Origin of the sequence: Streptomyces sp. NBC_00122, assembly GCF_045160845.1 — a bacterium.
Lineage (GTDB): Bacteria > Actinomycetota > Actinomycetes > Streptomycetales > Streptomycetaceae > Streptomyces.
The window spans coordinates 3,389,658-3,404,716 of sequence record NZ_CP108191.1 but is presented as its reverse complement, the minus strand read 5'-3'; the positions used below and the strand labels follow the sequence as shown (position 1 = coordinate 3,404,716).

16 protein-coding genes and 1 tRNA gene are annotated in these 15,059 nt (G+C 71.0%); 7 read left to right on the top strand and 10 right to left on the bottom strand.

Translation table 11 applies throughout. The features are described from left to right. Positions 1–190: 190 nt before the first annotated feature. The 3 genes from OG737_RS16180 to nth all read right to left on the bottom strand — a co-directional run bounded on the left by OG737_RS16180 (position 191) and on the right by nth (position 3,112). Positions 191–1,393 carry a MarP family serine protease gene (locus tag OG737_RS16180; protein WP_328926856.1) on the bottom strand — a complete coding sequence of 401 codons (1,203 nt, stop codon included), beginning with the start codon at positions 1,391–1,393 and terminating at the stop codon, positions 191–193. A 13-nt stretch (positions 1,394–1,406) separates the two neighbouring features. Continuing rightward, positions 1,407–2,162 carry an NUDIX hydrolase gene (locus tag OG737_RS16175; RefSeq protein ID WP_405679216.1) on the bottom strand — a complete coding sequence of 252 codons (756 nt, stop codon included), beginning with the start codon at positions 2,160–2,162 and terminating at the stop codon, positions 1,407–1,409. A gap of 89 nt (positions 2,163–2,251) precedes the next feature. Continuing rightward, positions 2,252–3,112: an endonuclease III gene (gene nth / locus OG737_RS16170; RefSeq protein WP_328926854.1), complete on the bottom strand. Its 861-nt coding sequence runs from the start codon at positions 3,110–3,112 to the stop codon at positions 2,252–2,254. Positions 3,113–3,366: 254 nt separating this feature from the next. Here nth and OG737_RS16165 point away from each other — a divergent pair, with 254 nt between their 5' ends. Together OG737_RS16165 and OG737_RS16160 are read left to right on the top strand one after the other, a co-directional pair. Then, entirely contained in the window at positions 3,367–4,041 is a 675-nt protein-coding gene (locus OG737_RS16165; protein ID WP_003981529.1) for a Crp/Fnr family transcriptional regulator, read from the top strand. 118 nt (positions 4,042–4,159) lie between these two features. After that, entirely contained in the window at positions 4,160–4,969 is an 810-nt protein-coding gene (locus tag OG737_RS16160) for a nucleotidyltransferase domain-containing protein (RefSeq protein ID WP_405679220.1), read from the top strand. Between the two features lie 20 nt (positions 4,970–4,989). Here the strand turns inward: OG737_RS16160 and OG737_RS16155 are convergent, their stop codons facing one another. The 5 genes from OG737_RS16155 to OG737_RS16135 form a co-directional block, all read right to left on the bottom strand. Next, the gene (locus OG737_RS16155; protein ID WP_328926852.1) at positions 4,990–5,289 is read right to left on the bottom strand and encodes a ribosomal protein L7/L12; all 300 of its coding nucleotides are present in this window, start codon (positions 5,287–5,289) and stop codon (positions 4,990–4,992) included. Next, entirely contained in the window at positions 5,286–6,131 is an 846-nt protein-coding gene (locus tag OG737_RS16150; protein WP_328926851.1) for an MBL fold metallo-hydrolase, read from the bottom strand. The genes OG737_RS16155 and OG737_RS16150 overlap by 4 nt, the downstream gene beginning before the upstream one ends. Further along, positions 6,128–7,030: an NUDIX hydrolase gene (locus OG737_RS16145; RefSeq protein ID WP_328926850.1), complete on the bottom strand. Its 903-nt coding sequence runs from the start codon at positions 7,028–7,030 to the stop codon at positions 6,128–6,130. The genes OG737_RS16150 and OG737_RS16145 overlap by 4 nt, the downstream gene beginning before the upstream one ends. 119 nt (positions 7,031–7,149) lie before the next feature. After that, the gene (locus OG737_RS16140; protein ID WP_328926849.1) at positions 7,150–7,623 is read right to left on the bottom strand and encodes a RidA family protein; all 474 of its coding nucleotides are present in this window, start codon (positions 7,621–7,623) and stop codon (positions 7,150–7,152) included. Then, the gene (locus OG737_RS16135) at positions 7,620–7,781 is read right to left on the bottom strand and encodes a DUF4177 domain-containing protein (protein ID WP_007264966.1); all 162 of its coding nucleotides are present in this window, start codon (positions 7,779–7,781) and stop codon (positions 7,620–7,622) included. The genes OG737_RS16140 and OG737_RS16135 overlap by 4 nt, the downstream gene beginning before the upstream one ends. A 72-nt stretch (positions 7,782–7,853) precedes the next feature. On the opposite strand from OG737_RS16135, the gene OG737_RS16130 reads away from it, so the two are divergent. Then, complete coding sequence (locus OG737_RS16130; protein ID WP_405679223.1) at positions 7,854–8,849, top strand: ArsA family ATPase; 996 nt, start codon at positions 7,854–7,856, stop codon at positions 8,847–8,849. Continuing rightward, positions 8,846–10,081, top strand: coding sequence for an ArsA family ATPase (locus tag OG737_RS16125; protein WP_328926847.1), 1,236 nt, complete (start codon positions 8,846–8,848; stop codon positions 10,079–10,081). The genes OG737_RS16130 and OG737_RS16125 overlap by 4 nt, the downstream gene beginning before the upstream one ends. A gap of 36 nt (positions 10,082–10,117) precedes the next feature. On the opposite strand, the gene OG737_RS16120 is transcribed toward OG737_RS16125, so the two are convergent. Beyond that, a complete protein-coding gene (locus OG737_RS16120; protein ID WP_405922424.1) occupies positions 10,118–10,468 on the bottom strand; it encodes a WhiB family transcriptional regulator in 351 nt (116 codons plus the stop codon). 396 nt (positions 10,469–10,864) lie between these two features. On the opposite strand from OG737_RS16120, the gene OG737_RS16115 reads away from it, so the two are divergent. Further along, positions 10,865–13,147, top strand: coding sequence for a transglycosylase domain-containing protein (locus tag OG737_RS16115; protein ID WP_328926846.1), 2,283 nt, complete (start codon positions 10,865–10,867; stop codon positions 13,145–13,147). Positions 13,148–13,213: 66 nt separating this feature from the next. Here the strand turns inward: OG737_RS16115 and OG737_RS16110 are convergent, their stop codons facing one another. Further along, entirely contained in the window at positions 13,214–13,675 is a 462-nt protein-coding gene (locus OG737_RS16110) for a GatB/YqeY domain-containing protein (protein WP_328926845.1), read from the bottom strand. A gap of 67 nt (positions 13,676–13,742) precedes the next feature. On the opposite strand from OG737_RS16110, the gene OG737_RS16105 reads away from it, so the two are divergent. Both OG737_RS16105 and OG737_RS16100 read left to right on the top strand, forming a co-directional pair. Beyond that, entirely contained in the window at positions 13,743–14,687 is a 945-nt protein-coding gene (locus tag OG737_RS16105) for a metallophosphoesterase (protein ID WP_328926844.1), read from the top strand. A gap of 134 nt (positions 14,688–14,821) precedes the next feature. Beyond that, positions 14,822–14,895 (top strand) — tRNA-Pro (locus tag OG737_RS16100). The last annotated feature ends 164 nt before the right edge of the window (positions 14,896–15,059 follow it).

Sequence of the window (15,059 nt, the reverse complement as noted above, 5' to 3'; positions counted from 1 at the left end):
CCGCTCGGCAGCGACGCCGGGCAGCTACGAGAGGGCCGGCCGCCACGGCCACGACCTCCGACTCGGGATTCCACGCATCCTGCGCCGCCGGGCCCTGTGGGTCTCGGCGCGGCTGCGTCATCCGCGGACGTAGAGACACCTGCGGGGCCCGCGCCTCGGCGCCGGGGCCCCGCACCTCGGCCTCAGCGCGTCAGAGGGCGCAGCCCTGGCTGTCGACCCGCTGCTCGGCGATCCGGCCGATGCGGATGTCGTCGCGGATCTCGTCCGCCGTCAGCGCGTAGCCGGTGTTCGGGTCGTCGAGGGACTTCGCGAAGACGACCCCGTACACCTTGCCGTCGGGCGTCAGCAGCGGGCCGCCGGAGTTGCCCTGGCGGACCGTCGCGTACAGCGAGTAGACGTCGCGCCGGACGGTGCCCCGGTGGTAGATGTCCGGGCCGTTGGCGTTGATCCGGCCGCGGACGCGGGCGGAGCGGACGTCGTACGCGCCGTTCTCCGGGAAGCCGGCGACGATCGCGTCGCTGCTGCTCGACGCGTCCCTGTCGGTGAACTCCAGCGCCGGGGCCTTCAGCTTGGGCACGTCCAGGACGGCGATGTCGCGCTCCCAGTCGTAGAGCACGACCTTGCCGTCATACAGCTTGCCCTCGCCGCCGATCTGCACGGTCGGCTCGCCGACTCCGCCGACGACGTGCGCGTTGGTCATCACCTTGCCGGGCGCGAAGACGAAGCCCGTGCCCTCCAGCACCTTGCTGCAGCTGGGTGCGGTGCCGACGACCTTCACGATCGAGCGCTTGGCCTGCTCGGTGACGGGACTGTGCGCGAGCGCCGGATCGGGCGCCTTCACCTCGGCGATGGGCTCGTTGGAGAACGGGCTGAAGACCTGCGGGAAGCCGTTCTGCGCCAGGGTCGAACTGAAGTCCGAGAACCAGGTGTTCGCCTGGGCGGGCAGCACCCGCGACACGCCCAGGAGCACCTTGGAGTTGCGGACTTCCTTGCCCAGCGTGGGAAGTGACGTACCGGCGAGCGCTGATCCGATCAGCCAGGCCACCAGCAGCATCGCGACGACGTTGACCAGGGCGCCGCCGGTCGCGTCCAGCACCCGCGCCGGTGACCAGGTGATGTGGCGGCGGAGCCGGCTCCCCAGGTGGGTGGTCAGGGCCTGGCCGATCGAGGCACAGACGATGATCACGACGACGACGATGACGACGACCGTGGTGGACACCTGGGTGCCGTTGTCCGTCACCCGGTCCCAGATCAGCGGGATCAAGGACATCGCGACGAGACCACCGCCGAGGAAGCCGATCACCGACAGGATGCCGACGACGAAGCCTTGGCGGTAGCCGATGATCGCGAACCATACGGCGGCGAGCAGCAACAGGATGTCCAGCACGTTCACGTGGGCCACCGTCTCATGCGCGCCAGTCGAGCGGGACGTGACGTGAGCGGTCCCACGGTCGCTCCCAGCCCGCGAAGTGCAGGATCCGGTCGATCACCCCGGCGGTGAAACCCCAGACCAGAGCCGATTCGACGGTGAATCCCGGGCCCAGGTGGCCGCTGGGATGGGCGGTCATGACCCGGTGCCCGGGATCCGTGAGATCGGCCACCGGGACCGTGAAGACGCGGGCCGTCTCGGCCGGGTCCACGGCGCCGACCGGGCTCGGGGCGCGCCACCAGCCGAGGACCGGGGTCACGACGAACTCGCTGACCGGGATGTACAGGCGGGGCAGCACCCCGAAGAGCTGGACACCGGAGGGGTCGAGCCCGGTCTCCTCCTCGGCCTCGCGCAGCGCGGCGCGCAGCGGGCCGGTGGTGTGCGGATCGCCGTCCTCCGGGTCCAGGGCGCCCCCTGGGAAGGACGGCTGGCCCGCGTGCGAGCGCAGGGTGCCTGCCCGCTCCATGAGGAGCAGCTCGGGCCCGCGGGGGCCTTCGCCGAACAGGACGAGCACGGCGGACTGCCGGCCCCGGCCGTCCTCGGGCGGCAGGAACCGGCTCAGCTGGGTCGGGCGCACCGTGCGCACGGCCTCGACGACGGGGTCGAGCCAGCCCGGCAGGCCGTCCGTGGTGACCTCGATCGCGTCGCGGCCCTCCCCTGCCTCGCCGGCGTTGCGGGCCACGCCCACATCACGGGCTCCCGCCGTCGTCTCGTCCCGTGTACCGCGCGTCATAGGCACCCCTGTCCGCGTCCTTGCCGTCAACACCGTGTCCCACACCGCCAAACGCGGTCCGGGTACCGATTCGTTCCTGTCGCCGCCCGTCAGGGCGCCGGAGTGCCCAGCGGCGGGGCCGGGAGGCCCGGGTAGTCCGGGGGCGGGCTCAGGCGCTGCCCCGGCTGGCCGCCCTTCTCGTACTTGAGCAGCTTGCGCGCCTTCTCCGGGTCGGTCTCGCCCTCCCCGTACGCCGGGCATAGCGGGGCGATCGGGCAGGCCCCGCAGGCGGGCTTGCGGGCGTGGCAGATCCGGCGGCCGTGGAAGACGACGCGGTGCGAGAGCATCGTCCACTCGCTCTTCGGGAAGATCGCGCAGATCTCCGCCTCGACCTTCTCCGGATCCTCCTGCTCGGTCCACTTCCAGCGGCGCACCAGCCGGCCGAAGTGGGTGTCGACGGTGATCCCCGGAACACCGAACGCGTTGCCGAGGACCACGTTCGCGGTCTTGCGGCCGACGCCGGGCAGGGTCACCAGGTCCTCGATCCGGCCCGGCACCTCCCCGCCGAAGTTGTCCCGCAGGGCCTGCGAGAGGCCGAGCAGGGACCGGGACTTCGCGCGGAAGAACCCGGTCGGCTTGATCAGCTCCTCCAGGTGCTCGGGAGCCGCCGCCGCCATGTCCTCGGGGGTGGGGTAGGCGGCGAAGAGGGCCGGGGTCGTCTGGTTCACCCGCAGATCGGTGGTCTGCGCGGACAGCACCGTCGCGACGAGCAGCTCGAAGGGATTGCGGAAGTCGAGCTCCGGATGGGCGTACGGATAGATCTCGGCCAGCTCACGGTTGATGCGGCGGGCCCGGCGGACCATGGCCAGACGGGATTCGGGCTTGGCCACGGACGGTTTCTTGGCCGAACCTTTGCCCTGAGGGGCGGACTGGGCCTTCGCGGACACCTTCGAGGGGGCTTGTTCGCCCACGGCTGAATTTTGGGTGGCGGTCACTCCCGCAGACCCCTTGGCCTGTGCTCTCACCGGCTTGTTGGACACCCGGCCAGCCTAAGGCCGGCCGCTGACACCCGCCCGGACCTCAGGTAACACCACCCCGATTGGTCTCCCACCGCACACCACGCCCGTATGTCCGGCATCCTAGGTAGTGATTGATCGCACTGTTTGAGCCGTCCGGCAAAATGGGAGACCGGTCCCCTGAGCTGGTCGACATAGGAGAGAGACTCGTGGACGACGTTCTGCGGCGCGCCCCGCTCTTCGCGGCGCTCGATGACGAGCAGGCCGCGGAGCTCCGCGCCTCCATGGGCGAGGTGACCCTCGCACGCGGTGACGCCCTGTTCCACGAGGGCGATCCCGGCGACCGGCTGTATGTCGTGACCGAGGGCAAGGTGAAGCTCCACCGCACCTCCCCCGACGGCCGCGAGAACATGCTGGCCGTCCTCGGTCCCGGCGAGCTGATCGGCGAGCTGTCGCTGTTCGACCCGGGCCCGCGCACCGCCACCGCGACCGCGCTGACCGAGGTCAAGCTCCTCGGCCTGGGCCACGGCGACCTGCAGCCCTGGCTGAACGCCCGGCCCGAGGTCGCGACCGCGCTGCTGCGCGCCGTCGCGCGGCGCCTGCGCAAGACCAACGACCAGATGTCCGACCTGGTCTTCTCCGACGTTCCCGGCCGTGTGGCGCGGGCCCTCCTCGACCTGTCGCGCCGCTTCGGCGTGCAGTCGGAGGAGGGCATCCACGTGGTGCACGACCTCACGCAGGAGGAGCTCGCGCAGCTCGTCGGCGCCTCTCGCGAGACCGTGAACAAGGCTCTGGCCGACTTCGCGGGCCGTGGGTGGCTCCGCCTGGAGGCGCGTGCGGTGATCCTGCTGGACGTGGAGCGCCTCGCGAAGCGTTCGCGCTGACGCCCCGGCTTCGTGAAGGGCCTCGCCTGTACCTCGGGCGGGGCCCTTCGCGTTTCCCGGGTGCGCCGCCGTGCCCGGACGGGGCCGGATTCGCCCGGGGGCCGTGCACAGTGGAGGTATGGAGCACAGAGGTCTCGACGCGTACGGGTACTTCGAGCGGGAGGGATCGCTCGGGCAGGTGCGGGCCGAGTTCAAGGGGGTCGTCGCCGCCGCGCGCGAGCGGATCTCCGAGGCGTACGGGCGGCGGCTGCACAGCGCGTACCTGTACGGGTCCGTGCCGCGCGGGACGGCGCGGCCCGGGCGGTCCGACCTCGACCTGCTGCTCGCCCTGCACCACGAGCCCGCCGACGAGGACCGGGACGCCGCCGAGGTGCTGGCGCGGGGGCTCGACGAGGACTTCCCCGAGATCGACGGCGCCGCCGTCCTGCTGTACGGGAAGAACACCCTGCTGAGCGAGCAGGAACGATTCGACCTGGGCTGGTTCCTCGCCTGCCTGTGCACCCCGCTGCTCGGCGCCGACCTGGCCGAGCACCTGCCCCGCTACCGCCCGGACAGCCTGCTCGCCCGGGAGACCAACGGCGACCTGGCCGAGCTACTGCCCGCCTGGCGGGCGAAGGCGCAGGCGGCATCCGGCCCGGACGAGTACCGGGCCCTCGCCCGGGTCTTCGCACGACGTCTGGTGCGCACCGGATTCACCCTGGTCATGCCGCGGTGGGGCGGCTGGACCAGCGATCTCATCGAGTCCGCGGAAGTCTTCGGCGCGTACTACCCGCAGCGCGCCGCCCAGATGCGGGCCGCGGCCTCCGTGGCGCTCGACCCGGTCGCGGACCCGGCCGTGCTGCGCGGCTTCATCGAGGACCTCGGGCCGTGGCTCGCGGACGAGTACACGTCCCGGCACGGTACGAAGACGCCTCGCGACGGGAGCTGAGGGCTCTCCGTGGGGCAGCCTCAGGGCTTCTCGTCGACCACGAGGGCTTCGACGGCCGTCTTGGCCTCCGCCAGGCCCGCGCCGGTGATCCGGCGGTAGGTCTTGATGGCCGAAATCTTGCGGTCGGCCATCAGATGGGCCCGCACCTCGTCCATCCCGGCCGGCTCCGGCTCCTCGATGCCGAAGTGGTCCAGCACCAAGGCCAGGCGACGCTCCGTGCGGTCCACCTTGAGCTGCAGGCTCTGCACGCGGAGGGTCACAGTCGAGGTGATCCAACCGGCCGTGGCAATCAGCATGACCAGCAAGAACACGGTGTTCATTCGGGCCCTCCAGGGATCAGTCCGTGATCTTGAAGGTACTCCAGCTGCGCCCGGACGGACCACTCCGCGGCCGGCCACAGCGAGCGGTCCACATCCGCGTAGACGTGGGCGACGACCTGCTCCGGGGTGACGAAGCCGTCCTCGACGGCGGTCTCGACCTGGGCGAGGCGGTGCGCGCGGTGGGCCAGGTAGTACTCGACGACGCCCTGGGCGTCCTCCAGGACCGGCCCGTGGCCCGGCAGGACGGTGTGCACGCCGTCGTCGACCGTGAGCGAGCGCAGGCGGCGCAGCGAGTCCAGGTAGTCGCCCAGGCGGCCGTCGGGGTGCGCGACGACGGTGGTGCCGCGGCCGAGGATCGTGTCGCCCGTCAGGACGGCCTGGTCGGCGGGCAGGTGGAAGCAGAGCGAATCGCTGGTGTGGCCCGGGGTCGGGACCACGCGCAGCTCCAGACCTCCGGTGCGGATCACGTCCCCGGCGGCCAGGCCCTCGTCGCCCAGGCGCAGGGCCGGGTCCAGGGCGCGGACCTTGGTGCCGGTGAGCTCGGCGAACCGGCCGGCCCCCTCGGCGTGGTCGGGGTGGCCGTGGGTGAGCAGGGTCAGGGCGATCCGCTTGCCGGCCCGCTCGGCGGTGTCGACGACCGCGCGCAGGTGCGCCTCGTCCAGCGGGCCGGGGTCGACGACGACGGCCAGGGCGGACCCGGGCTCGGACAGCAGCCAGGTGTTGGTGCCGTCCAGGGTCATCGCGGAAGCGTTGGGGGCCAGGACGTTGACCGCGCGGGCGGTGGCGGGGCCGGAGGTGACGACCCCGCGGGGCTGTCCGGGCAGTGCGGCGGCGTCGGTCATGCGGGGCCTCCGGGACGCACTCGCTTCGTGAACTCGTCATGGCCCGGCCAGCTGAGCACCAGCTCGCCGTCCTCCAGCGTGGCCTGGGCCAGTACGGGGGCCAGGTCCTGCGCGTCGGCCGCGGCGAGGGCGTCGGCGGCGCTCCCGTACGGCTCCAGGGAGCGCAGGGTGGAGATGGTGGGCGGCATCATCAGCAGCTCGCCCTTGTCGTACCCGGCGGCCGCGTCGGCGGGCCGGATCCAGACGGTCCGGTCGGCCTCGGTGGAGGCGTTGCGGGTGCGCTGGCCCTCGGGGAGGGCCGCGACGAAGAACCAGGTGTCGTAGCGGCGCGGCTCGAACTCCGGGGTGATCCAGCGCGCCCACGCCCCCAGCAGGTCGGAGCGCAGCCGCAGGCCGCGGCGGTCCAGGAACTCCGCGAAGGACAGCTCCCGCGCCACCAGGGCCTGCCGGTCGGCCTCCCAGTCGTCGCCGGTGGTGTCGCCGACGACGGTGTCCGGGGTCTGCCCGGCGAGCAGGACGCCCGCCTCCTCGAAGGTCTCCCGGACGGCGCCGCACACGATGGCCTGGGCGGTACGGGTGTCCGTGCCCAGGCGGCGGGCCCAGTCGTCCCGGCTCGGGCCGGCCCAGCCCACCTGGTGTTCCTCGTCGCGGGGGTCGACCCCGCCGCCGGGATAGGCGTACGCGCCTCCGGCGAAGGCCATGGAGGCGCGCCTGCGCAGCATGTGCACGACGGGCCCCGCGGGGGTGTCGCGGAGCAGCATCACGGTGGCGGCGCGCCGCGGGTCCACCGGGGTGAGCGAGCCCTCCGCGAGCGCGCGGATACGGGCGGGCCACTCCGGCGGGTACCACTGGCCTCCGGCGGAGGGCTGGGCCTGGGGCTGCTGCTGACCATTCGGCATGGCCGGATGCTACGGCCATCCGGGCCGATGTTCGAGGGCACCCGGCCCGACTCGGCCGTGGGCGGGGGCTGGATTGCGCTGCGGGCAATCCAGCCCCCGCCGGTCCGGCTCGGGAGGGCTCAGGCTCCGGCGACCAGTTCGACCTGGATCTCGACCTCGACCGGGGCGTCCAGCGGGAGGACCGCCACGCCGACCGCGCTGCGGGCGTGGACGCCCTTGTCGCCGAGTACGGCGCCCAGGAGCTCACTCGCACCGTTCAGCACACCCGGCTGGCCCGTGAAGTCGGGGGCCGAGGCGACGAAGCCGACGACCTTCACGACACGCGCGATCTTGTCGAGGTCGCCGACGACCGACTTGACCGCGGCCAGGGCGTTCAGCGCGCAGGTGGCGGCCAGCTCCTTGGCCTGCTCCGGCGAGACCTCGGCGCCGACCTTGCCGGTGACCGGCATGCTGCCCTTGACCATCGGGAGCTGGCCCGCGGTGTACACGTACGCGCCCGACCGCACGGCCGGCTGGTAGGTGGCCAGCGGCGGGACGACCTCGGGCAGGGTCAGGCCGAGCTCGGCCAGCTTCGCGTCGACAACGCCGCTCATGCCTTCTCCCGCTTGAGGTAGGCCACGAGCTGCTCGGGGTTGTTCGGCCCGGGCACGACCTGGACGAGCTCCCAGCCGTCCTCGCCCCAGGTGTCCAGGATCTGCTTGGTGGCGTGGACCAGCAGCGGGACCGTCGCGTATTCGAACTTCTTGGTCATGGGAGCGAGGGTAGTGCCTGTCCTACGGGGCTCATGCGCGCCCCGGGATCCGAGTCGTTAGGCTCGGACGCTGTGAGCAGGCTCCAGGTGGTCAGCGGCAAGGGCGGCACCGGCAAGACCACGGTCGCCGCGGCACTCGCGCTTGCCCTCGCACGCGAGGGCAAGCGGACTCTTCTGGTGGAGGTCGAGGGCAGGCAGGGGCTCGCGCAGCTCTTCGGCTCCGAGGCGCTCCCGTACGAGGAGCGGAAGATCGCCGTCGCGCCCGGCGGGGGCGGCGAGGCCGGAGGCGAGGTCTTCGCGCTCGCCATCGACGCCGAACGGGCACTGCTGGACTACCTCCAGATGTTCTACAAGCTCGGCTCGGCCGGCCGCGCGCTCAAGAAGCTCGGCGCCATCGACTTCGCCACGACCATCGCCCCCGGGCTGCGCGACGTGCTGCTGACCGGCAAGGCCTGCGAGGCGGTGCGGCGCAAGGACAAGTCCGGCCGGTTCGTCTACGACCACGTGATCATGGACGCGCCGCCGACCGGGCGGATCACCCGGTTCCTGAACGTCAACGACGAGGTGGCGGGCCTGGCCCGGTTCGGGCCGATCCACAACCAGGCGCAGGCCGTCATGAAGGTGCTCAAGTCCCCCGAGACGGCCGTGCACCTGGTCACCCTCCTGGAGGAGATGCCCGTCCAGGAGACCGCGGACGGCATCGCCGAACTCCGGGAAGCCGGGCTTCCGGTGGGCCGCGTCGTCGTCAACATGGTGCGTCCGCACCATCTGGACGAGGACACCCTGCGGGCCGCGGCCGGCGAGCACCGCGCCGAGGTGGCCAAGGCGCTGTCCCGGGCGGGCCTGGGCGGCGCGCGCCGCGGCGCGGCGGCCGAGCGGCTGGTGGACCCGCTGCTCGCGCAGGCCGCCGAGCACGCGGGCCGGGTGGAGCTGGAGCGCGCGCAGCGTGCCGTACTGGCCGAGCTGAGCGTGCCGACGTACGAACTCCCGCTGCTCGGCGCGGGGATGGATCTGGCCGGGCTGTACGGCCTGGCCAAGGAACTGCGGAAGCAGTCGGTGGCCGAATGAGCGAGGGGGTGGACACCGTGGGCCTGGACACTCCGCCGCGGCTGGCGGTCGACCGGCTGCTGGACGACCCGAAGACCCGGATCATCGTGTGCTGCGGGGCGGGCGGGGTCGGCAAGACCACCACGGCCGCGGCCCTCGGCGTACGGGCGGCCGGGCGCGGGCGCAAGGCGGTCGTGCTCACCATCGACCCGGCGCGGCGGCTCGCGCAGTCGATGGGGATCGACTCGCTGGACAACACCCCGCGCAGGGTCGCGACCGTAGGGGCGGGCGACGGCGAACTGCACGCCATGATGCTGGACATGAAGCGGACCTTCGACGAGATCGTCGAGGCGCACGCGGACGGCGAGCGGGCCCAGGCCATCCTCGCCAACCCCTTCTACCAGTCCCTGTCGGCCGGTTTCGCGGGCACGCAGGAATACATGGCGATGGAGAAGCTGGGGCAGCTGCGGGCCCGGGACGACTGGGACCTGATCATCGTCGACACCCCGCCGAGCCGGTCCGCGCTGGACTTCCTGGACGCGCCGAAGCGGCTCGGGTCCTTCCTGGACGGGAAGTTCATCCGGGTGCTGATGGCTCCGGCGAAGGTGGGCGGCCGGGCCGGGATGAAGTTCCTCAATGTCGGCATGTCGATGATGACGGGCACGCTCAGCAAGCTGATGGGGGCCTCGCTGCTGAAGGACGTACAGACCTTCGTGGCCGCGATGGACACCATGTTCGGCGGCTTCCGCACCCGCGCGGACGCCACTTTCCGGCTCCTCCAGGCTCCCGGCACGGCCTTCCTGGTGGTCGCCGCGCCCGAACCGGACGCCCTGCGCGAGGCGGCGTACTTCGTGGAGCGGCTGGCCGCGGAGAACATGCCGCTGGCCGGTCTGGTACTGAACCGGGTGCACGGCAGTGGCGCCGACCAGCTGTCCGCCGCACGGGCGCTGGCCGCCGCAGAGAATCTTGAAGAAGGCGGCATTGTCGATCAGGAGTCCGGGAAAGCTGGACTTCGTGACGCCGCCGACGACGGCTCCCCCGACGTGGACGAGATCACGGCTGGACTGCTGCGCCTGCATGCCGAACGGATGCAGGTGATCGCGCGTGAGCGGCGCACACGCGATCGCTTCACCTCACTGCACCCCGAGGTGGCGGTGGCCGAAGTGGCCGCCCTGCCCGGCGATGTGCACGACCTCGCCGGGCTGCGGGCCATCGGAGAGCGACTCGCGGCCGGGGTTCCGGCCGGAGCGTAGGCGTTCGTTCGTACCGTACGTACGAGTCCGGGTGATCTACCCGGCCGCGGCGTACGTCTCGTACGAAACGCCGATCTCCTCGTCGGCATCCATGGTCAGGATGCCTGTACTGCGCTCGTACTCCGTGCGAGCGGTTTCGAGCAGCCGTCGCCACGAGGTGACGGTGGGACGCCGGCGCAGCAGCGCACGCCGTTCCCGCTCGGTCATTCCGCCCCACACGCCGAACTCGACACGATTATCGAGCGCGTCGGCCAGGCACTCGGTCCGCACCGGACATCCGGTGCACACCGCCTTGGCCCTGTTCTGTGCCGCTCCTTGAACGAACAGTTCATCCGGATCGGTAGTGCGGCAGGCTGCCTGCGCACTCCAGTCGGTAACCCAGCCCATCCCGGCGCCGTCCTCTCCCGAATCGAGGCTCCCCCACGGCGGCAGCGGCATATTCACCGCTGCCAGTTGAGGACGTTACGGAAGGCGGGCACAGTGCAACACCCCCGACGGGCCCAATCTTGAATGGTCCGAACGGACTATGGGTAAGCGGCAGATCACCCGACGGAGTGATCGGACGACATGCCCGACCATTCCGGCGATTCGGGTGAAATCACCGAGTCGCCGGACGAGTACCCCCTGCGCGGACGGCGATATTCGGACATGCGTCCACCCCATTCGGGAAGGGTGAAAATCAAGCCGAGGGGTTGATGTCGCACCGCACTGCTGTGACAGTTGAGGACAGCTTAGGCCAAGGCATTCGCATGTGTCCGGCGAATGAGAACGTAGGCTGCCCCCATGGGAAAGAAGCGCTCGGGCGGCGGGCTCACGGGGAGCCAGCAGGCCGCCAAGTTCCTCGGGGTGTCCGTTCTCTCCGGAGTTGTGCTGGCCGGCATGGCGATTCCGGCGGCAGGCGCCCTGGGACTCGCGGCCAAGGGCACGGTCGAGGGATTCGACGAGATCCCGGCCAATCTCAAGACTCCGCCGCTGAGTCAGCGGACCACGATTCTGGACGCCGAGGGTGGCTTGATCGCCACTGTCTATTCGCGCGACCGGCAGGTGGTCCCGCTCACGGCGATCTCCCCGTACATGCAGAAGGCGATCGTCGCCATCGAGGACTCGCGTTTCTACGAGCACGGTGCGGTCGACATGAAGGGCATCCTGCGCGCGGTCAACCGCAACGCGCAGGAGGGCGGCGCCGCTCAGGGCGCATCCACGCTCACCCAGCAGTACGTGAAGAACGTGTTCGTCGAAGAGGCCGGCGACGACGAGACAAAGGTGCGCGAGGCCCAGGAGAAGAGCCTCGGCCGCAAGATCCGCGAGCTGAAGTACGCGATCCAGGTCGAGGAGGAGCTCGGGAAGAAGAAGATCCTCGAGAACTACCTCAACATCACGTACTTCGGCCAGCAGGCCTACGGAATCGAATCCGCCGCCCAGCGCTACTTCAGCAAGCCGGCCAAGGACCTGACCCTGGACGAGTCCGCGCTGCTCGCGGGCGTCGTCCAGTCGCCGAGCCGGTACGACCCGGTGAACGACGCGCAGGAGGCGCTCAAGCGCCGCAACATCGTCCTCCAGCGGATGGCCGACATCAAGGACGTCTCCCAGGCGGAGGCCGACGCGGCGAAGGCGAAGCCGGTCACGCTGAAGGTGACCCGGCCCAAGAACGGCTGCATCACCGCGGTCAAGGGCGCGGGCTTCTTCTGCGACTACGTGCGCAACACCTTCCTGACCGACGCGGTCTTCGGCAAGACGCGCGAGGAGCGGGCGAAGATCTGGAACCAGGGCGGCCTGACCGTACGGACGACCCTGGACCCGCAGTCGCAGGACGCGGCCAACGAGTCGATCAAGGACCACGTCTACCAGGAGGACGCGATCGCGACGGCTGTGACCATGGTCCAGCCGGGCACCGGACGGGTGCTGGCGATGGGCCAGTCCAAGCCGTACGGCTTCGGGAAGAACGAGACGCAGATCAACTTCTCCGTGGACAAGCGGATGGGCGGCTCGAACTTCGGCTTCCAGGTGGGCTCGACCTTCAAGCCGTTCATCGCGGCGGCCGCCCTGGAGCGGGGCGTGCCGCCGACGAAGGTGTACCAGGCGCCGAACAAGATCGACTACCCGACGCCGATCCAGAAGTGCGACGGGTCGCAGTGGCTGAACCTGCCCATCAACGGCAAGATCCAGACGGCCAAGAACGAGACCGAGGACGAGATCGGTCCGTACGCGCTGAAGACGGCGATGGAGAAGTCCATCAACACGTACTTCGTCGAGATGATCGGCGAGATCGGCCTCTGCCCGGTGACGGAGATGACGCAGAAGCTCGGCGTGACCCCGGCCGACGGCTCGAAGCTGCCGGAGGCCCCGTCGATCGCGCTGGGCTCCGCCGAGCTCTCCCCGCTGACCATGGCCAACGCGTACGCGACCTTCGCCAACCGGGGCATCTACTGCACCCCGGTCGCCATCGAGTCGATCACCGACTCCCACGGCAAGGCGCTGGCGGTGCCGAAGTCCAAGTGCGACCGGGCCATGGAGCAGGACACGGCCGACACCATCAACACCCTGCTGCGCGGAGTGGTCGACTCCGGTACGGGTGAGCGGGCCGGTCTGACCGACCGCGACAGCGCCGGCAAGACCGGTACGACGGACTCCCGGTACAACGCCTGGTTCGTCGGCTACACCCCGAACATCTCGAGCGCGGTGTGGGTCGGCTCGGGCGGCGCGAAGAAGATCACGATGGAGGACATCGTGATCGGCGGCAAGCCGTACGAGAAGGTCTTCGGCGGCGGCCTGCCCGGCCCGATCTGGAAGGACGCGGTCACGGGCGCGCTGTCCGGGCGCGAGGCCCTCTCCTTCACCACGGTCAGCATCCCGGAACCGCTGCCTCCGACCGGCGGTCCCCGCGGCAACAAGCCGCCCACTTCCCCGACGAACCCGAACAAGCCCGGCAAGCCGGGCGACGGCAAGCCCGGCGGCCGGCCCGGCGGGCAGACGACCGGCGGGCCCACGGGCGGTAGCGATCCGACCAACCCGTTCCCCGGGATCACGATCCCGCCGGGCCTGATCGGCGGACGCGACACCCAGTAGGCGCTGACACGCGAGAGGGGCCCCAGCCGGATCCGGCTGGGGCCCCTCCGCGCTTCCCGTGCGGGCTCAGGAAAGCTGCTGCTTGACGACCGCCGCGACGCGCCCGCCCTCGGCCAGCCCGGCGACCTTCGGGTTCACGATCTTCATGACGGCGCCCATGGCCCGCGGCCCCTCGGCGCCCGCGGCCCTGGCCTCGGCGACGGCCTGCGCCACGATCGCGACGAGCTCGTCGTCGGTGAGCTGCTTGGGCAGGTACGTGTCGAGGAACTCGCCCTCCGCGGTCTCCCGCGCGGCCTGCTCGGGACGGCCGCCCTGGGCGAAGGCCTCGGAGGCCTCGCGGCGCTTCTTCGCCTCCTTGGCGATCACCTTGAGGACTTCCTCGTCGGAGAGCACGCGTGCTTCCTTGCCCGCGACCTCCTGGTTGGTGATGGCGGAGAGGGTCAGTCGCAGGGTGGACGAGTGCAGCTCGTTCCGCTCCCTGATGGCGGTCGTGAGGTCTTCCTGGAGCCTGGCCTTGAGCGTGGTCATGACCTGAGTCTGCCAGGTGCTGGGGCGGTGGCGCCCGTTGGTTTTCCGGGTCTGCGACGATGGGGCCATGCGTGCGCGTTACGGAGTCCCCCTGAAGGCAGCTGCCGGAATCGCCGCGGTGGGGGCCGCGGGTGTGGCCTACGCCGCCGGTTTCGAGGCGCGGTCCTTCCGCCTGCGCCGTGTCACGGTGCCCGTCCTGCCCCGGGGGATGCGCCCGCTGCGCGTGCTCCAGGTCTCGGACATCCACATGGTCGGCGGGCAGCGCAAGAAGCGCGCCTGGCTGCAGTCGCTGGCCGGTCTGCGCCCCGACTTCGTCGTGAACACCGGCGACAACCTCTCCGACACCGAGGGGGTCCCGGAGGTGCTCGACGCCCTGGGCCCCCTGATGGACTTCCCCGGCGTGTACGTCTTCGGGTCGAACGACTACTACGGGCCGCGGCTGCGCAACCCCGGGCGCTACCTGATCGAGAAGGTCCAGGGGCGGCACGGGCTGAACGGCAACAAGCCGGTCGTCGGCGCCGTGCACAACCCGTGGGAGGAACTGCGGGACGCCTTCGACACGGCGGGCTGGCTGAACCTCACCAACGCCCGGGCACGGCTGAAGCTCGACGGCCTGGAGCTCGCCTTCACCGGGCTGGACGACCCGCACATCAAGCGGGACCGCTACGAGCAGGTGGCGGGCGGCCCGGAGAGGGACGCGGACTTCTCGCTGGCCGTGGTGCACGCCCCGTACCTGCGGACGCTGGAGTCCTTCACGGCGGACGGCTACCCGCTGATCCTGGCGGGCCACACGCACGGCGGACAGCTGTGCATCCCCTTCTACGGCGCGCTCGTCACCAACTGCGACCTGGACACGAAGCGGGTGAAGGGCCTCTCCACGCACGAGGCGGGCGGCCACCGCGCGTACCTCCACGTCTCGGCCGGCTGCGGCACCAACCGGTTCACCCCGGTCCGCTTCGCGTGTCCGCCGGAGGCGACCCTCCTGACGCTGACACCGAAGTCCCAGGGGTGAGGGTGGGCGAGGTCGTCCCGGCGGCCTTCCGCGCCCCCGGCGACCCCTCCGCGAAAACCGGATTTCGTCTCCGGCCGAGGGTCCGCTAAAGTAATCGATGTCGCCAGGGCAGCAAGCGCCGCTAGGGCGACGATCGGGGTGTAGCGCAGCTTGGCAGCGCGCTTCGTTCGGGACGAAGAGGTCGTGGGTTCAAATCCCGCCACCCCGACTTCGTAAGACCAGGTCAAGGGCTTGATCCGCATCGCGGGTCAGGCCCTTCCTGCGTTTACGGACCTGTCTTGGGAGCCATCTGGGAGCCGACCTCGGAATCCGGCTCCCACGGGGAGCCGGGCCGAGCGCCGTCCGCCCGGAAAGCTCACCGCATGGCTTGTG